The organism is Moellerella wisconsensis ATCC 35017 (assembly GCF_001294465.1).
GTDB classification, from domain to species: domain Bacteria; phylum Pseudomonadota; class Gammaproteobacteria; order Enterobacterales; family Enterobacteriaceae; genus Moellerella; species Moellerella wisconsensis.
Map to the genome: position 1 here is coordinate 107,497 of NZ_LGAA01000011.1, position 23,394 is coordinate 130,890.

20 protein-coding genes, 1 tRNA gene and 2 pseudogenes are annotated in these 23,394 nt (G+C 38.6%); 10 read left to right on the top strand and 13 right to left on the bottom strand.

Translation table 11 applies throughout. From position 1 onward, the window contains the following. Positions 1-808: 808 nt before the first annotated feature. Both ybcJ and folD read right to left on the bottom strand, forming a co-directional pair. Positions 809-1,021, bottom strand: a complete 213-nt coding sequence (gene ybcJ / locus M992_RS06240) for a ribosome-associated protein YbcJ (protein WP_047256389.1) — start codon at positions 1,019-1,021, stop codon at positions 809-811. Between the two features lie 13 nt (positions 1,022-1,034). Beyond that, the gene (gene folD / locus M992_RS06245) at positions 1,035-1,901 is read right to left on the bottom strand and encodes a bifunctional methylenetetrahydrofolate dehydrogenase/methenyltetrahydrofolate cyclohydrolase FolD (protein WP_047256390.1); all 867 of its coding nucleotides are present in this window, start codon (positions 1,899-1,901) and stop codon (positions 1,035-1,037) included. Positions 1,902-2,091: 190 nt separating this feature from the next. On the opposite strand from folD, the gene M992_RS06250 reads away from it, so the two are divergent. Then, a tRNA-Arg gene (locus M992_RS06250) sits at positions 2,092-2,168 on the top strand. Here the strand turns inward: M992_RS06250 and M992_RS15425 are convergent. The 3 genes and pseudogenes from M992_RS15425 to norR all read right to left on the bottom strand — a co-directional run. After that, positions 2,169-2,357: pseudogene (locus M992_RS15425) on the bottom strand (integrase); the annotation flags it as partial. Positions 2,358-2,598: 241 nt separating this feature from the next. Beyond that, positions 2,599-3,486: a PhzF family phenazine biosynthesis protein gene (locus M992_RS06255; RefSeq protein WP_053907785.1), complete on the bottom strand. Its 888-nt coding sequence runs from the start codon at positions 3,484-3,486 to the stop codon at positions 2,599-2,601. A gap of 8 nt (positions 3,487-3,494) precedes the next feature. Then, a complete protein-coding gene (norR, locus tag M992_RS06260; RefSeq protein WP_053907786.1) occupies positions 3,495-5,009 on the bottom strand; it encodes a nitric oxide reductase transcriptional regulator NorR in 1,515 nt (504 codons plus the stop codon). A gap of 219 nt (positions 5,010-5,228) precedes the next feature. Here norR and norV point away from each other — a divergent pair, with 219 nt between their 5' ends. The 9 genes from norV (at position 5,229) to M992_RS06305 (ending at position 18,292) form a co-directional block, all read left to right on the top strand. Next, positions 5,229-6,668 (top strand): anaerobic nitric oxide reductase flavorubredoxin, encoded by a 1,440-nt coding sequence (gene norV, locus M992_RS06265; RefSeq protein ID WP_053907787.1) that lies wholly within the window; start codon positions 5,229-5,231, stop codon positions 6,666-6,668. Then, complete coding sequence (gene norW / locus M992_RS06270; protein ID WP_053907788.1) at positions 6,665-7,798, top strand: NADH:flavorubredoxin reductase NorW; 1,134 nt, start codon at positions 6,665-6,667, stop codon at positions 7,796-7,798. The genes norV and norW overlap by 4 nt, the downstream gene beginning before the upstream one ends. A gap of 289 nt (positions 7,799-8,087) precedes the next feature. After that, complete coding sequence (locus M992_RS06275; RefSeq protein ID WP_053907789.1) at positions 8,088-8,444, top strand: TehB family protein; 357 nt, start codon at positions 8,088-8,090, stop codon at positions 8,442-8,444. A 3-nt stretch (positions 8,445-8,447) separates the two neighbouring features. Beyond that, positions 8,448-8,780, top strand: a complete 333-nt coding sequence (locus M992_RS06280) for a TehB family protein (protein ID WP_053907790.1) — start codon at positions 8,448-8,450, stop codon at positions 8,778-8,780. Positions 8,781-8,789: 9 nt separating this feature from the next. Next, entirely contained in the window at positions 8,790-9,143 is a 354-nt protein-coding gene (locus M992_RS06285; protein WP_053907791.1) for a DUF1869 domain-containing protein, read from the top strand. 951 nt (positions 9,144-10,094) lie between these two features. Continuing rightward, entirely contained in the window at positions 10,095-11,780 is a 1,686-nt protein-coding gene (locus M992_RS06290; protein ID WP_053907792.1) for a ShlB/FhaC/HecB family hemolysin secretion/activation protein, read from the top strand. Between the two features lie 24 nt (positions 11,781-11,804). Beyond that, positions 11,805-17,240, top strand: a complete 5,436-nt coding sequence (locus M992_RS06295) for a two-partner secretion domain-containing protein (RefSeq protein ID WP_053907793.1) — start codon at positions 11,805-11,807, stop codon at positions 17,238-17,240. Beyond that, a complete protein-coding gene (locus M992_RS06300) occupies positions 17,237-17,740 on the top strand; it encodes a contact-dependent growth inhibition system immunity protein (RefSeq protein WP_053907794.1) in 504 nt (167 codons plus the stop codon). Before M992_RS06295 ends, M992_RS06300 begins: the two co-directional genes overlap by 4 nt. Positions 17,741-17,968: 228 nt before the next feature. Continuing rightward, the gene (locus M992_RS06305; protein WP_053907795.1) at positions 17,969-18,292 is read left to right on the top strand and encodes a hypothetical protein; all 324 of its coding nucleotides are present in this window, start codon (positions 17,969-17,971) and stop codon (positions 18,290-18,292) included. Between the two features lie 392 nt (positions 18,293-18,684). Here M992_RS06305 and M992_RS06310 read toward each other — a convergent pair whose 3' ends face one another. The 8 genes and pseudogenes from M992_RS06310 to M992_RS15595 all read right to left on the bottom strand — a co-directional run. Further along, entirely contained in the window at positions 18,685-18,924 is a 240-nt protein-coding gene (locus tag M992_RS06310) for an RpnC/YadD family protein (RefSeq protein WP_053907796.1), read from the bottom strand. 18 nt (positions 18,925-18,942) lie between these two features. Next, positions 18,943-19,146, bottom strand: a complete 204-nt coding sequence (locus M992_RS06315) for an RpnC/YadD family protein (protein ID WP_053907797.1) — start codon at positions 19,144-19,146, stop codon at positions 18,943-18,945. An 18-nt stretch (positions 19,147-19,164) separates the two neighbouring features. Then, a complete protein-coding gene (locus M992_RS06320; protein ID WP_053907798.1) occupies positions 19,165-20,088 on the bottom strand; it encodes an Rpn family recombination-promoting nuclease/putative transposase in 924 nt (307 codons plus the stop codon). 489 nt (positions 20,089-20,577) lie between these two features. Continuing rightward, complete coding sequence (locus M992_RS06325; protein WP_053907799.1) at positions 20,578-21,228, bottom strand: DUF421 domain-containing protein; 651 nt, start codon at positions 21,226-21,228, stop codon at positions 20,578-20,580. Positions 21,229-21,236: 8 nt separating this feature from the next. Beyond that, positions 21,237-21,683, bottom strand: a complete 447-nt coding sequence (locus tag M992_RS06330) for a DUF3290 domain-containing protein (RefSeq protein WP_053907800.1) — start codon at positions 21,681-21,683, stop codon at positions 21,237-21,239. Positions 21,684-22,108: 425 nt separating this feature from the next. Then, on the bottom strand, positions 22,109-22,273 hold the full coding sequence (locus tag M992_RS15055; protein WP_156317256.1) for a DUF6392 family protein: 165 nt from the start codon (positions 22,271-22,273) through the stop codon (positions 22,109-22,111). Between the two features lie 99 nt (positions 22,274-22,372). Beyond that, the gene (locus M992_RS06340) at positions 22,373-22,873 is read right to left on the bottom strand and encodes a DUF6392 family protein (RefSeq protein ID WP_053907802.1); all 501 of its coding nucleotides are present in this window, start codon (positions 22,871-22,873) and stop codon (positions 22,373-22,375) included. Between the two features lie 329 nt (positions 22,874-23,202). Next, positions 23,203-23,277: pseudogene (locus M992_RS15595) on the bottom strand (T6SS immunity protein Tli4 family protein); the annotation flags it as partial. Positions 23,278-23,394 lie beyond the last annotated feature (117 nt).

A 23,394-nucleotide genomic window follows, 5' to 3' on the forward strand; every position in this document is an offset into this window, starting at 1 on the left:
CATTGCGCTGCATTTGCCGTTCTCATCGAGACTGAATCGATTCAAATTACGTATACAATGTACTCGAACAAATAATGATCTGACTAATGAAGTGATTCGATAATGTGATCCGAATCGCATAAAAAGATAGTATCAGCCAGAGAGGCTGAAAGTTGCTGAAGTTTGTATTACGGCCAATATTTTAGCAGTAGATTTATAGAATTCAACCTCAAGCTGTGGGCAAAAGATAGCTGCGGTTATCCATTGTCTTTATTTGATAGGTTTATAGAGTAAAGTATATACTGAGGCACATTATACAACATAAGAGTGTTACCCGCAGAGAGCGTAAGGCATAACATCGAGAGTGGCTGAATTTTGATCAGATTAGCCTTGATCCTCACGACGCGCTGAATAGCGATTTAACGCGGATTTATTCGTAAGTAAAATAAAAAAGAGAATAAAATTATTGAGTTATGCTAATGTTCTCAAAGAAAATAATTGGTGAGGCAGATAGCTTTTAAGATAATCGCCGAGTTAACGGCTGATAATTTGCTGAAGTAGAGAAACAAAAAGCTGAAATAAATTTCAGCTTTTTTATTTCTCTTAGCACTTGCCAAATTAATCTTTATCACTTGCTACATTACAGGCTAATTACTGGCGACTGAATGCATCTTATCGCCTGACTTTATTGCCATTAAATATAGCGAGGCAATAGCCGCACAATATAGCGATAGACTGTAGCTACAGAGCCAGGCAATCATGCCATACAATATAGTGTAGCGAGATAATATAGTGTAGCGATACAGTGCAGCTACAGCCAGCGACAGAATTAAGCGTTGATCTCAATTTGTTGATCGCCCAAAGAAACCACTTTGCCCGCGGTAATTTTGCAACGTTTACGTGTTTCAATTTGCCCATCAACAGACACTAAGCCTTCTGCAATGATGGCTTTCGCCGCGGCACCGCTTTCTGCCCAGCCTTCTATTTTCAATAGGTCACAAAGTTCGATATGAGGGTGACCCTCAAGATGGAAGATATCCATGTTATTCCTTAGATTATTTATTATCAGTATCGTGATACTCTTCGCACGCTTGCAGAGTATTTTCAATCAATGTTGCGACGGTCATCGGGCCGACACCGCCAGGAACTGGCGTTATCCATGCAGCATGCTTCGCAGCCTGTTCGAAATCGATATCCCCGGTAACTTTACCGTTCTCTAAGCGGTTAATACCCACATCAATTACGATTGCTCCCGGTTTAATCCAGTCTCCCGGAATAAAATTCGGTTTACCCACAGCCACTACTAATAAATCGGCTTGTCTGACATGTTGTTCGAGATTTTTAGTAAAACGGTGTGTAACCGTAGTGGTACAGCCTGCCAGCAGCAGCTCCAAGCTCATCGGGCGACCAACAATATTGGACGCACCCACAATAACTGCGTTTAAGCCATAAGTATGAATACCACTGCGCTCTAGCAAAGTGACAATACCGCGCGGCGTGCAGGGACGTAAACGCGGTGCGCGTTGACACAGGCGGCCTACATTATAGGGATGAAAACCATCCACATCTTTATCTGGATGAATGCGTTCGATAACTTTTACATTATCAATCCCCGCGGGTAAGGGCAGTTGCACTAAAATTCCGTCGATTTCGCGATCGTTATTCAGTGTATCTATAAGCTTGAGCAATTCTGCTTCAGTAGTGGTGTCCGGTAAATCGTATGAACGCGAGATAAAACCCACTTCTTCACAGGCACGGCGTTTACTGCCGACATAGATCTGTGATGCGGGATTAGCACCGACTAAAATTACGGCCAAACCGGGAGCGCGTTTACCTTGAGCCAGACGCAGACTGACTTTCTCCGCAACTTCTTGCCTGATTGTCTGCGCAATCGATTTCCCATCTATAATTTTTGCTGACATCTATTATCTAATCCATTCGTGAAACATTGGTATGGTGACTATTTTGGCAGAACTCAGCGCATCTGTCAGTCTTAATAATATTACACAAAATGAGCAATCAATAATTTTAGGCAATAAAAGCGATTGACTACCGGCTCAGCAACCGTATAATCCAACGCTATCAGCCAGATAGGCTGAAGCCATCCTCAAGGCGCCCTTAGCTCAGTTGGATAGAGCAACGGCCTTCTAAGCCGTAGGTCGCAGGTTCGAATCCTGCAGGGCGTACCATTAAAAACAATGAGTTATACCTGTTTTAATTCCGCCTAATTCCCTACCTATATCGTTATCATTAAAAATGACGTCAATATGTCGTACGTGTTTACATAGATGATTAGACGTTAGGTGCTCATATCTTCTCACCATATCAACCGATCCCCAGCCGCCCATTTCTTGTAGAACTGAAAGTGGAACGCCAGCTAGTCTGTTATCAGCGATGAAAATTACAATTCTCAATGCTTGCTTTTTAATCCAGCACGGGGTGGATAAGGTGAAGGAATTAAAGGGGGCGAGGTGAGTATTATTCCCCCACGATGATAACGGGTACTCGTGTAACAAATAACAACACAGTAATAAATTATTTTATACTCAAATAGTTAAACCTAATTTACCCGTGATGTTTTTCTGGCTTTCGGGAATATTTATGCTGAATTTTACACAGTTAATAGTTAATTAATTTTGTACCAATTAAAGTTGCTTGCCCACCAACGCTAACTTGATTAATAACTTTTGCGTGTTCCTCAATCATCACTTGAATAGTTGATGAACATCCCATAGCTCGACCTTGTTCTAATACGAAGTGGCTTCCACTGGATGAAATATGGTTCACCAGATAGCACCCTAAAGCGCCACTGGCACTACCGGTTGCAGATTCTTCATTTATTCCGTACAGAGGGGCGAAATTACGGCAATGAGCCGTGATGTCAGCATGATTGCTCAGTTCAAAAACATGGAAACCGATAGCGTCAAATTTACGGCTCAGATCGGCGATTGCTGTATGATCGGGTTGCAACGTATCTAATATACCGGGTGGAACTGGAACAATAATATCGGATAATCCGGTGGAAATAATCTCGATCGGAAGGCCCGTACTCGCAATTACTTGGTGATGAATTCCAAGAGCAGCCGCAATATCTTCGATAGCCGGCCCTATTCGCCGAAGGGGTAAGGCTTGTTCCATGACTATATCGTCGGGGCTGACAATGACATTCAAAATTCCCGCTTTAGTTTTTTGCTTATACTGACCCGGAACAACTAGATTAAGTGACAATAAAGTAAAAAAAACCGCTAAAGTTGCATGTCCACAAAAATCGACCTCTCCTTCCGAGGTAAAAAAATCAACTTTAAAATCAGTATCTTCGCCACTATAGACAAATGCAGTTTCGGAAAATCCTACCTCTCGTGCGATAAATATTTTTTCTTTGGTGCTTAAATTGGGCGGAAAAAGCACCACACCAGCAGGATTACCGCCAGAATTATTCTGAGTAAATGCGTTTACAAGATAGACCTTGATATCATGCTTCATTTGACGCGTTGTATTATTTTGCATTCTGATTATCACTTTATCCCCAGCCGTTTAGCCAAACGGTGTAAATTGCCAACATCCAATTGTAATTGCCTTGCACTTGCCGCCCAATTTCCGTCATTGGCACGCAGCGTGGTGCGAATAATCTGGCGCTGATATTCATCGGTAGCGATACGCAAATTATTGACAACTGGTACCGATGTACTTGCTAAGTTGACAGGCCTAATATCAGCATCTGCCAATTGAAAATGTTGTGGCTGTAGCCAAATCTCACCTTCTGGATGGCCAGAACGCGCGAGTACAATAGCACGATATAGTGCATGTTCTAATTCTCGAATATTACCTGGCCAGTTATAATGCAGCAATAACTCACGTGCGGCATCGCTGAGTGCGACTTGTTTTAACCCCATTTTTACTCGGCTTTGCTCGCAGAAGAATCCGGCCAAAAGTGTGATATCGTCATCTCGCTCCCGCAGAGGGGGAACGTGCAGTGGAAATACACTCAAGCGATGGAAGAGATCTGCCCGAAATTCACCGGCCATAACCTGCTGTTTCAGATCACGATTAGTTGCTGCCAGTACCCGTACATTGACGCGATGACTACTATCATCCCCCACACGTTGGATATCACCGTATTGTAAAACACGCAATAATTTAGCTTGTAGGGTTAATGGCAATTCGCCTATTTCATCCAAAAAGAGTGTACCATTATCAGCCATTTCAAATTTACCGGTTCGATGATGGATAGCACCGGTAAATGCGCCTTTGACATGACCAAATAACTCACTTTCAGCCACGCTTTCCGGTAAAGCGGCGCAGTTTAAATAGACTAATGGTCGAGAGGCACGTGCTGATTTATTGTGTATTGCGCGTGCGACTAGCTCTTTACCTACCCCAGTTTCACCAGTAATTAAGACATTCAGGTCAGAGCTTGCCACGATATCAATCTCTTTTTTCAGCTGAATTATCCCTGCCGATAACCCTACCATATCCGTGTTTCCCGTTTTAGGAACGATAGAAAGAGTGGGAACGGTAGAGGTTTGATTTTCCAGCTGTTCCATTAATAGCGCATTATTTAGAGCCCCTGACACTAATACACTGATTAAACGTAGTTCTTCATCACTAAAATGGTCAAACTGCGCAGGATCCATTCCATCAACGGTCAATGCACCGATAAGATTTTGATCGGCAAAGAGTGGTAGCCCAAGGCATGCATGAACTTTTAATTCAGTATGATCGGGGATCAAGCCATCGTAAGGATCCGGTAATTGGCTATCGGCCGGAAAACGAACCACGTCTCCTGCTCGTGCAATGGCCTCTAGGCGAGGATGTGCTTTTAAATCAAAACGCCGCCCGAGTACATCTTGTGCTAAGCCATCGATAGCCAAAGGACGAAATCGCTGTGCTTCATAGCGCAGTAATGCCGTAGCATCGCCACCTAGCAATTGACGCAGCGTACGGATTAAACGAGAAAATCTATCTTGATGAGAAATACCGCGTTGTAGCTCAATGGCAATCTGAGCAAGCGAAGTCATTGATAGGCTCATAAGGGGCTCCATAAAGTGATTGAAATAAGCTAACGCGGCGCTGTCAAAAAGACAAGATGATTGTCAAAAAGACTTATTTTATATTTGTCATAATGACAATCTAAATATCGATTGTTTAACGTAATATTATATTAATCATGCACTTAAAAAGTTGGCATGTGATTTGCCTTATAAGAGTAGGCGCACCGTTTTTTTTAACTCTATTTAAGGTAATGACAAATGGCTATTTTAGTTAAGAATAATATTCAATGGGTTGGTCAGCGTGACTGGGAAGTCCGTGATTTCCACGGTACTGAATACAAAACATTGCGTGGCAGTAGCTATAACAGTTATCTAATTCAGGAAGAGAAAACCGTACTGATCGATACTGTCGATCATAAATTCAGTCGTGAATTTGTTCAAAATTTAAGCCGTGAAGTTGATCTGAAGGCTATTGACTATATTATCATCAACCATGCGGAAGAAGACCATGCAGGTGCACTTTCTGAACTGATGACACATATTCCGAATACCCCCATTTACTGCACCGCTAATGGAGTAGACTCTATTAATGGTCACCATCATCATCCAGAATGGGATTTTCATATTGTTAAAACAGGCGATAGTCTTGATATCGGTAATGATAAAAAATTAATTTTTGTAGAAACACCGATGCTGCATTGGCCTGACAGCATGATGACTTACCTTACTGGCGATGCGGTATTGTTTAGTAATGATGCTTTTGGTCAACACTACTGCGATGAGCATCTGTTTAATGATGAAGTCGATCAAACTGAGCTGTTCGAACAGTGCCAACGTTACTATGCCAATATTTTAACCCCATTTAGCCGTCTGGTGACGCCAAAAATAAATGAGATTTTAGGTTTTAACTTGCCTGTTGATATGATTGCGACTTCTCATGGGGTGGTATGGCGTGATAATCCCACTCAAATTGTTGAATTATATTTAAAATGGGCTGCAGATTACCAAGAAGATCGTATCACTATCTTCTACGATACTATGTCCAATAATACACGAATGATGGCTGATGCTATTGCTCAAGGGATCACTGAAGTTGATCCTCGTGTTGCAGTAAAAATCTTTAATATTGCCCGCAGTGATAAAAATGAAGTTCTGACCAATATCTTCCGTTCAAAAGGTATTTTAGCTGGGACTTCGACCATGAATAACGTCATGATGCCTAAAATTGCCGGTCTCGTCGAAGAGATCACCGGTCTGCGTTTCCGTAATAAACGCGGCAGTGCCTTTGGTTCACATGGCTGGAGTGGGGGGGCTGTAGACCGCCTATCTACCCGCTTACAAGATGCAGGTTTAGAAATGTCACTTAGCTTAAAAGTTAAATGGCGCCCAGATAGTGCAGCACGGGATCTTTGTCGTGAGCATGGTCGTGAAATTGCGCGTCAGTGGGCACTGACCCCAATACCAACAGCAAATGATAAAGTAGCCGCAGAAGATACCGCTCAAAAAGCCAATAGTGATGTTGATCTTGGGCCTCGAATGCAATGCAGTGTTTGCCAATGGATTTATGATCCAAAACTTGGTGAACCGATGCAAGGTGTAGAGCCTAACACCCCTTGGAGTGAAGTGCCTGATAATTTCCTGTGCCCTGAATGTTCACTAGGTAAAGATGTTTTTGACGTATATACGGAGGCAAAATGAGTCATGGTATTGTGATTATTGGTTCTGGTTTTGCTGCCCGACAACTGGTAAAAAATATCCGTAAGCATGATGAGCAGATCCCGATACGCCTAATCGCTGCTGACAGTATAGATGAATATAATAAACCTGATCTTAGTCATGTGATCAGCTTAAAACAGCGTGCGAGTGATCTCACCCGTCAAACCGCTGGAGAGTTTTCTGAGCAATTTAGTTTAATTTTACATGCGAATAGCCAAGTTACTGAAATTAATCCCAGTGAGCGTTTAGTTAAGTGTGAGCATCAATCATGGCCATACGACAAACTGGTGCTTGCTATGGGAGCACGTGCTGTGCTACCGCCAATACCCGGGAAAGAGCTTATGCTGACGCTCAATAGTCAGCAAGAATACCAAGCCAATGAACCTCAATTATATGGTGCTCGACGGATCATGATTTTAGGGGGCGGGCTGATTGGTACCGAGTTAGCAATGGACTTTTGCCGAGCTGGAAAACAGGTCATTGTGATTGATAATTCGGCCAGTCTACTGAGCTCGTTGATGCCTGTGGAGGTTAGTAGTCGGCTTCAACATTGTTTGATTCAAATGGGGGTGGAACTACTGTTCAACCAACGTTTAGAGTCCCTGAGTAAAACGCCTCAAGGGATTAACGCAATTTTAAGTAATGGTCGCAATATTGAGGTTGATGCCGTTGTCGCGGCGATTGGGCTTCGCCCAAATATTGAACTGGCTAAAAATGCAGGATTAGAGGTTAATCGTGGAATTCTGGCTAATCGCCAATTGCAGACCTCAGATGCTAACATTTATACCTTGGGAGACTGTGCTGAAATTGAAGGTAAAGTACAGCCGTTCTTACAGCCGATTCAATTTGGAGCCATAACATTAGCTAAAAATTTACTCGGCGGCAGTGAAAATCTCACGCTTCCAGGCATATTGGTTAAAGTTAAAACGCCAGAATTGCCGTACCAACTCGCAGGGCAAACTCAGCGAACAGACTTACATTGGCGTATTACGACTGATCCACTAGGTATAGTTGCAAAAGGTTTTGATGAAGCGCAGCAGCTACGCGCATTCATTGTCAGTGAAGATCATACTAAATTAGCCTTTGGATTATTACGGGAACTACAGATTTAGCGCCTTATTTTATTGAAATGCTTACGCCGCATTATGGGCGTAAGCGTTCTCAATAGATTTAGTCACGATATTTTATTGCAGAATACTCTGGATAAAAATTTAGTAGAATACGGAATAAAGTAAAAAATATTCATTGAGTATTTTAATAAACTGTTCTTTTACTGCTAAAACAAGATTATTTTCTTATCCAGAGCGAAATTAGGTTTTACACACATCAGCTGCGGCTATTAAGCGGCTATGAATTAAAAGATAAATATCTAAGCCTACATCTCTGTTACGAGGTAATAATATGAAACTAGTTATTCCTGCAAATTATGTTCATACACGTGCGACACAATTTTTTGATAAATCAAGTGTTCCTCCCGCTCTTTTAGAACACCATAATACTAAGGCTGGTGTTTATGGCCGGCTATCTGTTATGCGTGGTGCTGTTAAATATTTTGGTTTTCCTGATGCTGAAAGTAAAACTCCTGATTTAGAGCTAATCATTAAGGCGGGAAGTTTTGGAATTAGTCCGCCACAAAAATGGCACCGTATTGAACTTTTAACTGAGGATACCTATTTTAATATTGACTTTTTTGCGGAGCCTGAAGCCAAACTAACGGGTAAAGGTTTTGAGCAAGTGGTTAATACACATAAGGATTAATTAATGGAGCGGATCGCTATTCCATCACATTATATACATACACGCAGTACTCCTTTTTGGACCCGAGAAACTGCCCCTCCCGCCATTTGGCAACGCCACTTAGACACCGGGACACGTCAAGGAGTATACCCACGTTTATCTGTAATGTTTGGAGCGATCCGTTATTACAGTTTTGATGATCAATTCAGTCCCGAACCGGTAGAAACATTAATTATTGAAGCCGGTCATTTTGCCGTATTTCCTCCCGAAACCTGGCACTTAATTGAAGCTGTATCTGATGAAGTTGTGTTTAATGTGGATTTTTTTGTTGATCCACAAGTACTACTGGAAGAATAAGGTGACTACATGGCGACTACTAACGAAAATAGAGGCTATACATTAGCACTTTTAAGCCGAAAAACTGGGGCTGTTGTCCAAAAACTATATTTAAAACCGATGGCACTTTATGTTCCATCAGTCAGCTTTGATGCCGTGACCACATTAGTCGATTGTTTAGGGGAAACTGATGACGATATCTCGTGTGAAGCAGGTTACGCGTTATCAATGACTAACAATAACAATGGGGTTTCTGTTGATAGAGATTTTGAAAGCTTAGCGGCATTGGCGGATAAAGAAACGGTTGCAGATACAATTAAAGATCTTATTAATATTATTCGAGGTTATGATGATGATGACGAGAATAATGTGTGTGGTTGGTAGGCTAATAATTACTTTACTTAGAATATAAGCCACCTGAGTAACGAAAATGACCCAAGATTGACAGTATGTTTTAGGCGGTATTGAAGGTTGACCAGTGTAATGTTGCACTATAATTAGACACCGCTAGCAGATATCGGTGATTCGAATCGCCTCTTTGATTCATTAATATTACCGTACTGTAAAAGCCATTAATATTGAACCTAAAACCATGGGTGCCTATATTGAAAGCTGGATCCTTACGGATATTTAGGACAACCTAGCCTTATAATTCAATAAATATGCTTTTCGCTTTCAGTTACTAAAAAAAGAGCCCCAGAGAAGGGGCTTAAAGGGATGGTATCTAAGGATATATATGAAATATGCGTTAACTTGGTCATTATCATAACCCTTTCAATGTCATGTAACGAAATTAAGCTTAAAAAATAGTTAAGTTTCTCAAAGTTATGTAGGTTGCAGCTGAAACTTCAGATTCATTCTTGGTCATTCAGAGCGATAAATTAACTGTTTATGATAATTTTGAGTGTCTATTTGGGCTATTGATATCATCCGCACACCAAATCCCCGCAATAAAAAATAAAAATAAAAAAGTCACAATCATTAAATCCTGATATTTAATCTGTAGTTAATAATATATATACAGACTAAAAAGGGAAATTTAAATAAATAATCTGATAAAAACAATAATAAATAAATCATTAATTTTAGTAAAATAATTTATTCCAATAATAAACGATGACTATAACTAATTTATTTTCTTACTCAGTATATTTATTTAAATATACTGTTTTTTTTCATGTGATAATTAAATTAAATAAAACAACCAGTTATTAAATAGGTATGTGTGGTAAATTAATAATAGATTATTATATTTAGTGTGCTTTTGTATTTTTATCTATTTACTAAACTAAGAACCCTGTTATTGTTTGTATTAGTTTATTGTAAATATTAAATATGGACCCTTTAATAATAAGGAATTTAATTATTGAAAATACAATTTATTCTATAGTCATCGTTCTGTTTTTATTAATAGCTAGCCCATCTAGCTATAGTATTGAAAATAAAAACATCTCAAATCAAGATCTTATTCAATTTGAACAAAAACAATGGCTAGAGTCAGCGCAGCGACAGCGGCAAAATTTAAAACAGAAGCCTCGTATTGCCTCAGATAAGCCAATATTAATATCCGATGATGAAAATCGCTGTTTTACTATAGAGTCAATTAATTTAATAGGCATGACAGTATTTTTAGATAAACAAAAAAATAAGTTAATAGAAAATTATCTCGGTAAATGTTTAACAATAAATAATATCCAAAGCATTGCACAATTAATACAAAATTATTATATAAAAAAAGGATATATTACGGTACAAGTTAGCCTTCCTGAACAAGATCTCACACTGAAAATACTAACAATATTAATTATTGAAGGAATAATTGAATCAATTGAAATTCAGAATTCACCAACAAGAACTGTGAATATGATTTACCCTAATTTAATAGGGGAAATATTAAATTTACGAGATATAGAGCAAGGATTAGAGCAGTTAAATAGACTAAATAGCTATCATTATTCAATAGATATTCAAGCGGGCTCAAAAACAGGTTTATCTCATTTATTCATTTACCGTAAAGGAAAGAAAATCCCACTGGCCTCGCAATTACAATTAGATAATTCAGGCTCAAAATCTAACGGTGAAAAACAGCTAAACGCAGGATTAATATTTGATTCTCTATTGGGGTTGGGTGAGCAGTGGTCGGTCAGTGGAAATAGCGATACTGACTTTAGTACAACACATTTTAATCACCATTATATATTGGGCCTTAATGTTCCATATGGAAATTGGAATTATCGTTATCATTTATTTAATAGTCGCTCATTTCAGACTGATAAAGTTGATTATCAATCCTTTGATTATGAAGTGAAAAATAGTAATCAATACGTTGAAATTAGCCGTTTAATTTATCGAGATGCTAAACAAAGAGTATTAGTACATGGCGGATTAGAAAATAAGAGAGTAAGAATTAAATTTATGGAGCAGTTAATCGATATTAGTAGCCCAATACTAACATCAATAATTTTCACTGCTCAATATAATACAGTATTAAGCCACGGATATTTTACTTTTAGTCCCACATTTAAACAGGGAATTAATGCGTTTGGTGCATCACCAAATATAAACGTAGACGACTACCCATGTAGCCACTTTAATAAATTAAGTTTAAACAGCAGTTATCAATATTTTTTCTCGCCGAAATTATCTTTTCTTACCTCATTTCATGGGCAAATAACACGAGATAATTTATATAGCGTCGAACAAATACATCTTGGTGGTCAATATTCTGTACGGGGTTTCAAGGCCCAGATGTTATCTGGAAATCAGGGGTTTTATTGGCGTAATGATATTAATTACTTGTTGCCAAAACCTATTATTGGCGCCCTCACTTTAGTCGGTGCTTGGGATTTAGGTTATCAGGCCAAGGGAGACGAATTTATCTCAGGCGGTGCAATAGGTATTAATTTTAACCATAAATCCGGCATTAATTCACAGCTTATTGCTAGCATTCCCTTTTATTATCCTAAAAATTACCAACCAGATCATTGGTCTTTATATTGGTCTGTTTCTTTATCTTTGTAACCTATTTAACAAGGAGTGTTAATTATGTCACATAAATTACCTTCAGCAACAAAATGTATTTTGGGCTATGGGTTGATCTTATTAACCGCATTTTATCCTCTCCATCCTGCCTGGGGGAGTGCTTTAATAATAAATAAATCCACGCAATTAACCCAACAAAATAATATTCCTATTATTAATATTGCTACGCCCAATAATGCGGGAATTTCGCATAATAAATATCGACAGTTTAATATCAATAATCAAGGAATGATCCTCAATAATGCCACCAATAAGGTGACTTCTCAGTTAGCTGGACTAATTAATGCGAACAGTCAGTTAAGAGGTCAAGCGGCTGATTTAATCATTAATGAAGTGACCAGTAATCAGTTCTCTTATTTAAATGGAAAATTAGAAGTCGCTGGAAAAAAAGCAGCGGTATTTATTGCTAATCCGAATGGGATCACTTGTGATGGCTGTAGTTTTATTAATTCACACGTTGTTACTTTAACCACCGGAAAACCTATTTTCGATCCTCAAGGGGCATTAACCGCGCTTGATGTTAAGCGCGGAAGAGTGATTGTTGGTCGCGGTGGAATGGATGCTCTATCTACGGATTATACAGAAATTATTAGCCGTGCAACTGAATTGAATGGAAAAATAAAAGCACAACAGCTCTCTTTAATACAGGGAGTTAATAAAGTTGATTTTCAAAACGGAACTATTACGCAAATACCAAGTACACAAATACCGGCTAATTATAGAAAACCCGCCATCGCTATTGATACCAAAAACTTGGGGGGGATGTATGCTAATCAAATTCGGCTAGTCAGCAGCGAAGCGGGTGTTGGGGTTAATTTAGCTAATATCCACAGTAATCAAAAAGATATTACGATCACCGTTGACGGTAAAATAACTTTTAATGGCAATATTCAATCTACGACTGATTTAAATATCAGTAGTAAAGATATTGACGTTACTAGGAATAAACGACTGTATGCAGAAAAAGATATTACTTTAGCCTCAGATAATCTCAATAATTATGGTCAAATTATCGCTCAAAGAAATATACGATTATTCAGTAATCAACTGATAAATAGTGGCGATAAAGCACTTATTCAAGCAAATGATAATTTATGGATACAAAAAAATGCACAAGGAGATTTAAGTCATTTAGTTGAAAATAGAGCGGCAACACTAAAAACCGAGAAAGGCGATTTAATTATTCGTACTAAGCAATTAGAGAATAAAAATCCATTAACTTTAATTGAACAAAAAATATTGCCTGAAGAAGGAATGTTATTGATTAATGACTGGGGATTAATGTCAGCTAATAATCCCCGATGGCTTAATATTGCTTTTGTTGAATTAGGGCTTTCTGCCGATGATGATGCCAGTAAAATTCCGCGTAAATGGTTTGGTGTCACCCAAATACCTTATGATTTAGATAAACAAAATATGCACTTCCATGTGCAAAAAGGGACGTTTAAATTAGAAAATGCCAGTCAGCCTAGCTATATTGTGGGGGGTAACAATGTTTTTATTAATGCGAATATTATTAATAATTCACAAAGTGATATTAGTGCTGAAAATGATTTAATTATAACAGGCGGTGAATTCAATAATCCCAGTTTAACCACCGGCCAATATCACTTTTTTGATCACTATCAGCTTAATGGTGAATATCGAGAATTTGGTCTCAGAGAGTATCCAGTTAGAGTATATCAAAGACATAATTTATGGATGGATGATGAGGTTTATTCGGGAAATATTTCCGCTAAAAATAACCTCGTCGTTAATATGCTAAATAATTTTAATTTTGATATTAATCGAGGTGGGATAACAAATAATGACAGCTTTCATGAAATTATTACATCGCAAACACCACTGACTAACATTTCGGCCAATAATATTATATTAGACGTTAATAATCTTATTGGTGGACAAAATATAGTAGCAGAAAATGACCTTACCATAATAGCGAATGCCAGTATTAGATTAAATCAACCCTTATTACAGGCAGGTAAAAATTTAACACTCAATGCTGTTGAATTAATACAAGGAAATATTGTCAGCCTGATCGGTGAAAATGTATCTCTATTATCAAAAAACAACAGTATTATTTTCGATAACCCTCATTTTTCACTCTATGATGAAAATTCAGGGAAATACTTTAGCCGCATTGGCGCTTCAGGCATTAATACGTTGATCGCGGGAAAAGATATAACATTAAATAATCTCTCTATTTCTGATGCTGATAGCCTGCGTATTTCTGCTGGGAATAATATCTCCATCAGTAATCATAAAGATTACATGGAATCACTTTTTTTTCATCCCTATCCCTATCCTTATCTCGATAACATAAATTTAGATAATTATAATTTCAGACCTAAAACAAGCGTCGCTTCATATGATAATTTATTATCATTTATCAATAAGAAAGATATTACGTTAGCGGCAAATAATGACCTCACTTTACAGGGAGTCTCTTTCTTCGGTATTGATTCAATTAGTATAAGCGCAGGGCGTGATATTAATCTATTTTCTGAAGATAAAATATCCCTATATGAACTTATCGATAGTCCTGTAACTAATATAGTAAAGCGAATTGACTTCTATACGAATAAAGATCTGTTATTAAGTTCAGGTCGAGATATTAATCTTAATGGTGTCAACCTTCTTTCAAAAGAGCGCTTAACTCTGCTGGCAGGACGTAATATTGATTTAAATCCGCGAGCTTTCTCTTGGCATACGGATATTGATAGCGGAATTATAAACCAACTTAATATAGACACCTTTGTTCGTGGTGATAAAGGCGTAATACTCGCGGCAAATAATAGCATCACATCGAAAGGAAGTGCTCTTAGATCTCAAAGCGATATTTTATTGACCAGTGGTGGGGATATACGCTTAGAGTCATTTAAAAGCCACTTTCGGCGCCAAGATGGGAATACGCTAAAAGAATATCATAATCAATCGGTTACAGATATATGGAGCCGGGATAATCTCACCATTTTATCGGAAGGTAGTATTCTATTTCAAGCGACAAAAATGGAGGCAAAAGGCGCGATAGAAATTGCGGCTAAAGGTGGCTTTCTCTATGCACAAGCCGTAGAGGAAGTTTACAACCAATCAGGCAAAGATCGCAGTTGTAAACGTTTTTTAGGCTTTAAATCTTGTAATTTATTTGGTTCTAGTACCCGAGATTGGACAAAATATCAGGTAACAAATAAAGTCACAGAATTTACCGCTGAAGAGGATATTAACTTATGGGCGAGAGATGATATTACGCTCGAAGCCTCAAAAATTAGGACACTCAATAATGCCAAGATAACGAGCGAGCAAGGAAGCATTAATTTTAGGGCAGTAAGGGATCGTAATTTTGAGCAAGTAATTGGCAAGTCGTCCGGTTTTTTCCTTACTCATAACGACACCGGTTATATCGCAGATACTTGGGCATTACCGTCATTATATATCGGTGGTGAACTTTCGATTGAATCGAGCCATGCCATTTCAGCGGATATTAAAGCTAATAATAGGCAGTCGATAGATGATGTTTTGACCTCGTTAAGTAATAGCGAGGGAAGCGAATGGTTAGCTCAGCTAAAAGACAATGATAATGTCCACTGGGATCAGGTTTATGACGCCTATGACGATTGGGATCATGAAACCAAGCGGCTAAACCCAGTGGTCTCTGCCGTGATTGCTATCGCCGTTGCTGCCGCGACTTATGGCTCCGGTTTAGCCGCATCGGCGAGTGCATCAGCTGTAGCTGCTAGCGGCACAACAGGCGTCCCCGCCGCCGTGGTTTCTGGCATGGCGAGTGCGGGACTTGCCGGATTAACGTCACAAGCTGCTGTGGCGTTAGTTGAAAACGAAGGCAATCTTTCTGATACCTTCAAAGCCTTAGGCAATAGCGACACGGTTAAATCCCTTGTTAGCCAAATGATTATCGGCGGCGCATTAAATGGCCTCGATATCTATATGGGCTGGAAAGCCGATCCCTCTTTAGCCAGTTCCTCCTTCGATCCCGCTCAATTCAAAATTCCTTCATTAACCCATCGCCAATGGAACGATGTTGCCCGCCGAATTGCGGCACAATCGGCGATTATCACCACCACCCATAGCGCTATTCACGGCGGCAATTTTATTGATAATTTTAAAACCGCGTTGACTCACAGTATCGCCAACCAACTTCATGCCGATGGAGCTCAATATATTGGTGACAGTGCAGAATATCTGGGGCAAGGGGGGAAAATACTCAGCCACGCAACTGTTGCAGGTATAGCTGCCGAAATCAGGGGCGGCAATGTTAAAGGTGCGATGGTCGGTAGCTTGGCAGCGGAATTGGCAGCCGCATCTTTTGGCGAAAATATTGTGAAAGCCAGTGAGTGGGGACGGGTTTCAGAACTCCAAGCACAAGTTGCTCGCACTTTTGGCGGTATAGCGGGCGGTGTATTTACCGGAAAACCCGGCGGGGTCTATAGCGGAGCCGAATCGGCTGAAACTACCTTTCGCAATAATTACTTGTCTCACCATCAAAAAATATTGATGAACAGAGAGCTAGACGCTGAGACTAATTACGTTAAAAAAGCGGTAATTTATGCGCGTTGGGGATTGCTGAGTAGTTCGCAAGACGGTGCGCTAGCGGCGGGATTTGTCTCTGGTGTCCCCGTGGAGCTTTATGACACCGTAGTGACGATTGTGGGTGCCGCGGTTAATTATCGCGAAACACTACAAGCGATAAAAAACCTGATTAATAGCGGCGATGTTCTGGATACTGTCTATCAAGCTGAAAAAGCCGATTTGCTACAGCGTATCGACAAAATAGAACAAGCTTATGAACATGCTGGAGTTGATGGGGCTTTTAATGCGGGGCTGGAATCAGGAAAGTTAGTTACCAAAGCCATAGGTTATCTGGCCGCAGGTAAAGCTGCGACCAGTATCACTACAAAAACAGTGGATAGAGTTCGGCAATTATCGGACCCCAAAAATGGGCCACCGATAGTTGAAATCAAAGATATCTACCGTATCGAGAGTGATGGCAGTAAAACGGGCATGGCTTGGGGGGAGGGGGTTTATAAACAGGGTTATCCATTTGAGGATTTTGTGGGAAAAGAGTTAAAACTGCCGGAGAGTGCACGACTACCTTATGGATTTAAAACATTTGATTATTATGATATAGCTACAAGACAAGCGATCAGTGTTAAAACACTGAATACCTCAGCTAAGAGCTATCAGTCACCGAATAGTGTAAATAGAAAAATTAATCAGCATATTGATAAAATCGATGAATTTAAAACTGGCGGAAGAGGGAAATTTAAATTAACCAAAGATATGATCCAAATAAAAGATTTACATATTGCGGTTCCTAAAACAACGAGCTTAGCTCAGTGGCTCGAAATTAATAAATCGATCAACTATGCAACGGAAAGGAATATTACTGTAAAAGTCACTGTTGTGGCGGGAGAAACTCAATGATTGATAATTTTGGACAAGGACTCAATGCTTCCATTTATGCCACTGAAAAATTTTATTGTGTAGAAACATTATCTGGACATGGATTACTTATTGACGATAATTTAGTGAGCCCGATCTATTTTACCAAACAGGTCGCAGATGCCGAGTTCGGTCATGCCATTCGGCATGCATTATCCTTAAGCCGCCTGGTAGACCCCAAAGATCCTGATTTTTTTAATCATGATCAGATTGAGAAGCGATATAAATTATGGATTGCTGAAGCCATGGACATGTGGGGCTATAAAAACCGCAAAGCGTTATTTACAAAGATGCACACTTGTACGGTTAAGTTATTGAATAATGAAATAAAGATTATGCCATGGTCACACGAAAAGCTCGAAGCATGGGGCTCGCAGGGAATGAAGGAAGAGGATAATATTATTTTGCCTTCCAGTGTGTCAGATGAGGCGTTAGGAGCTGCAGTCAAAAAAGCCTTTTTACGCTGCAGAAATTATGTTTAATCTAACGCGGTAAATCTTTTTATCTATTAGTTTTCGATTAAAGGTGCTCAGCTCCATTCATCCAACCCAATGAAATCCTTAAAAAATAAACCCAAGGTAACACCAGATCCGCAAGGTGGCTCAGGGTACTATAAGTATGAAGCTGTCGAATTAGAAATTATTTATAATCCTACCACTGGGCAAATAGGTCATATTCAGCCAATTAAAACAAAATAAGGAAACTCTAAAATGGATATATGGGCACTGTTAGAAAATGAATTAATTCAGTACCGAGAATTAACGGCTCAGATTAGGCGAAAATTAATGCTGTATGAAACTGAATGTCTAGAGTTAATTTCACAAATTAATGGTAAAAAATTTAATGATTGCCAAGATATATTTGATTCGTTATATAATATTCAACAAAAAATAGCTACTGCTTTATATAAATATGAGTTTCCTTTAAATGAAAATTTAGCAAATTTCGTATATCATTTTGACCGAGATGACGTTTATTCAAGAAAATATTGGTATAAAAAAATTAATGAAGGATTAACATGGCCTAAAGAGTAATCTAATAAAATTGAGTTTTAAATAGCAAAACAAAATAAAAATTCAAAATAAATAGAATAGATATTATTTAAAAGCAATTATTAAGATTTGAATCCTAAGTGTACGATGATAAAAAGCTATCTCAATGATATTTCAAGTTATATTATGGCTAGCTTATTTATCTTTATCTAAATAAATTAAACTAGAATAGTAAAATTTCAATGTGAACCGATCTAACCTTCAGATAAAATTAAATAAATACGACCCTATAAATCTTTTTATCTATTAGTGTTCAATTTAAGGTGAGCGTCTAGGCGGTCATCTTATTTTAGTGTATTTATTTTAGTGTAATAGATATTCCAATAATAATTGTTCATCTAAATCATTATGCCCAAATAATCACAGCTAAATAATCACGGTAAAGAAACCAATTCTTCGCGGGTTAAATAAAAGTTTTTAATAATGATTTCAAGGTTAACCCCGCTTTTTAGTAGGTTACGGGCTAACTCTATTTGACGTTGATGTGCACGTAATCTTTCTTGTGCAATACCTAATTCAATACCTAATTCAATACCTAATTCAATACCTAGTTTAATACCTAGCTGTAATCCCTCTTGGCGACCTTTATCTTGTAAGCGCTGTGCAATACACATCAGGATATCCTTAAATAATCACGGTAAAGAAACCAATTCTTCGCGGGTTAATCCGGTATTTTTAATAAGCAGTTCAAGGTTAATCCCGCTTTTTAACAGGTTACGGGCTAACTCTACTTCACATTGACGTGCACGTAATCTTTCTTGCTCAATACCTTGTGCAATACCTTGCTGTAATCCCTCTTGGCGACCTTTATCTTGTAAGCGCTGTGCAATACACATCAGGATATCCTTAAATAATCACGGTAAAGAAATCAATTCTTCGCGGGTTAATCCGGTATTTTTAATAAGCAGTTCAAGGTTAATCCCGCTTTTTAACAGGTTACGGGCTAACTCTACTTGACGTTGATGTGCACGTAATCTTTCTTGCTCAATACCTTGCTGTAATCCCTCTTGGCGACCTTTATCTTGTAAGCGCTGTGCAATATTCACGATAACCTCCTGATGTTTATCTGCCTGTTGACTCAATTGTTCGACAATATGCTCAAAGTTAGGGGAGTCCAGTGCAATGAACAGATAATTGAGAATAGTGACGATGTCGTTGTCACTATTATAGTGTTGATTTAGCGCGTGCGCCAATAAGGGGATCACCTGTTCAAATTCATCGCGTAAATACTTGTGTTTCATCGCCAGTTCCATCACGGCCACTTTACGGTGATTGACTAGCTGATTATCATCAATGACGGTGACGTCTACTAGTGGGAAAGGTCGGGTATACAGGTGGTTAGCAATATCCGGTAAGGGAAAGCAATCGGTCCATAATTGAGAGAAAGGATAGGGTGAACGGCCACCGTGATAAAACAGAACTGGCACAACCAACGGCAATATTTTATGTCCCTGCTGAAGGTGCTGATTCATCGCTAAGAAAGCATAATGGATCAGCCGCCAAGCCATGAGTTTATCCGGGGAACTTTGATGCTCAACCAGTAAATAAATATATCCTTCACCTTGAGTCGTGTGCACCGAATACAACACATCCGACAATCGAGAGCGCAGTTGTTTATCAATAAAGGAAGAGTTAGTGAGCGCTAATGTACTGAAATCACATAGGGATTTGATATGCTCAGGCAAATGTATTTCAAAAAAATCTCTGGCGCTGTCAACTTGAGTCATAAACCCCTTAAATGCTGCATCATGTGCGGTAGATGTATGCTTCGGTTTCATTGTGTCCTTTCATTATTACAATTAAAGCGCCCAACTTTATGAGGTCACTTCAACCCTAGGGGATCTATCTCCGGTTCATTTTTCCATTACCGGCAGATTAAGTCATGAGAAAACCGTTTAGGCGGTCTTGAATGTTGACCAGGGTAATATTGCATAATAAGTAGACAGCGCATAGGCGATATCGGCGCTTCGGATCACCTCTTTGGTTCGTCAATATCACCGTGTTATAAAAGCTATTGATATTGGACGTAAAATTGCGGGCGCCAATATTGCAGGCAGGATCGTCGCTGATATTTAGGACAATTTACACAGATGCTGGGAGGCTTTTATTGCCTTGATTGCTACGACAAAGATATCGCTACTGTTCTGTGCAACGAAATCAAGACAGTTTGCTTACCCGATGGCATAGCATGCGTGAAACGACTTATCACGGGTCATTAGATACTGAGAAAATAACAAGTTTAGAGCCCTACCAGTAGCACATCGCACTTAAACTTTGAGACCATTTTTCTCATATCCGTACAAATTAATCCTACCTGATAAATACTCACCTAAATAGACTTCACTGATTTTACTGAAACCTTGCTCTGAGATTTTATCTTCTAACCACTCAATGTCTTTGTGAATAATTTCAAGCAAATCATGATTCGCTAAGCCATCCACTATAATGGGATAACGTATATTTTCATCGCCACTTTGGATAATCGTCAATTGCCCATTCTGTTCGAGAACGACGCGTTTTAGTTGCTCTACTTCATAAATACCATTTGCCCTTAATTTAAACATCAAATCATTGGCAGAAACCCCATTTTTTAAACACTCTTTAACATTAACGCTGCCATTATGGACCAAGGTAATAGGTTTTCCATCAATAATTCGTTTAATTAAGGGATTATTCTCTTTTAAAAATTTAAGAACAAAAACCAGCAAAGTCCAGATAATTAACACCAGTACAAACTGCAGTACGGTGATCGATTCATTATAAATAACACCGCCGATAATCCCGCCTAAAACATAGTTTTGAACCTGATCCATAGCGGACGAGGGGGCCAGATTGCCTTTTCCCATCAGGTTTATTTGGACAATCAAACACAGTATGCCCAACCCCAGCTTTATAATAATAGGTGTGTAAATAATCATTTTATTCCTCAATTTTTTATGATTGCTATTGTGGGATTAGTTAACCAAACTTCGACTAAACTGTAAGTCTGTTGATCCAGGCTTAAGTTAATACGGTAATAGCGATCATTGATTTTAACGATGACACCATCTGATAACTGCACGGAGTTGGAAAAGATAGAATTTATATTTACATCTTTTTCTTTTGATAATGCCCTTACAAAATTAACCATTTGTGATGATTTTGAGTGTATATTTTGGCTATCGGTATAATCCGCGTATTGAACTCCCGAAATGAAGAGTAAAAATAAAAAGGTGATAATTGTTAAATCCCGATATTTAGTCTGTAGGCGATGACGCATATACAGGACGAACAGCACGATTAAAATAAACAACGTGGCAAAAATAATAATATATTTTAAATAATCATTTATATTGGACTGCGTTTGTAAATAATCAATTCCATAAAACTTCATATCGACATGATCCCTGATTGTTTACGATTTTCATCTTTATTATAGTGATTTATTGTCATTTTCACTCTGATGTTAAACAACAATTAAGAATTATCAATTATCATCCGAGGCCTGTCATTGATTTTTACCAATGAGGTTACTGTGTTCCAAATAAACTCAATAAACTGGTACTTAACGAAAACAAATAACGCGATAGAAAAAATCTCCAAGTTAACCCCCTCTGTAGAGGATAAGGAATTACGATTCCAGTACAGCTGCTTAAAGAATCTATATTTTCCACTATTGATGACATGCGTGATAAGCAGGATCTTTTTACTCGTGATGAGAAGTACATCCATACGAAAATAACTGGAAAATTAGGGGCTGAAGGGAGGACGATCCTTACATACATGAGAGAGCTTAGAAATAGCGTTGTTCACCGAGGATTAGATATATCCGCTAGAGGTGATGTGGTTAAGGGAAGGATAGCTCTCCACGCTCCAACAGGTATCACTGACTGTAGTGGTTTTATAAGGGATCAACCCATCGTTATAAAGTTCATCATAGGTATCCCCTAAACGTTGCACTAACGCTTCAATATTCACACTCATTGGTATACCCGACCGCTACAGGCAGCCTGTTCAAAAAACAGGCTTGCCGTACAATAATTTTCGATATCCAAACTGACCCCCTAGTACCACATTGGGGCATTAGGATTTTATTTTCTTCATTTTTGACTCTAAACGCTCGTAAAGGAAAAAAGTAACACTCTTAATATTTACTTTTTTATAACCATAACGCATTGATAATGCTATTTTTTTATCTTGGTCTGGAAGAGTCATGGAAAAAACATCAATCTTTCCAAAATTAATTCCCATAACCGTCTGTTCAGGTTCACTTACAAGAGGAACCCCAAAGTGTTCTTGTAACCACGGTTCTGTCATCACTTGTTCTAACCCAAAGGGGATTTCATTCGGAAACTTCCACTGATTTCGCATATCATCAGGAATAAGCGTTATCGTGATTTCTCTTAACCTTTTCGACGGGTTATCAAAAGATAAAAAAACAGACTCTTTTTTCATATCTAACGTGACAACATCATCCCCCGAATTCCCTTGAGGCTTGGTTTTATAAGGGATCAACCCATCGTTATAAAGCTCATTATAGGTATCCCCTAAACGCTGCACTAACGCTTCAATATTCACACTCATTGGTATAATCCTTTTGCTTCATTTAGTTCATGAATTTTTTCTAATTTTTCATCTAAGTAAATAACCTGAGATAAAATGCCGAAGGTATCTTTGGGATAAATTGAGGGGGGCTGGCTTGGGTATTGCGATGGTGGACGAAGAAACTGGAATAGATTGCGCGGGAGCTAAAGACAATGCTCTGGGTTCCATAAAAAATCGTAACTTCGGCACGTTGACATAAACCGTCGTTGTTGACGTTCGGATATTTGTTCGACTTGTTGCACTTCCAATGTAATTATTTTCTGGCATCCCAGCGTCTCCGAATAAAAACAACCATAATGAGATATGAATTAAAACGTATTCGGTTTGTAACGAAATGAACTGATAATTCGATCCCAAATCTCGACTATTTGAGTATCACTGTATGTTGTTTTTTATTTCCCATTAGCATCTTTATAGAAAATCAGCGCAATAATAACCCGATCATTGCGCTGATTAAGTTTAGTACGCGTTTGGTCTAATCTTAAAGGACTGCAATACGC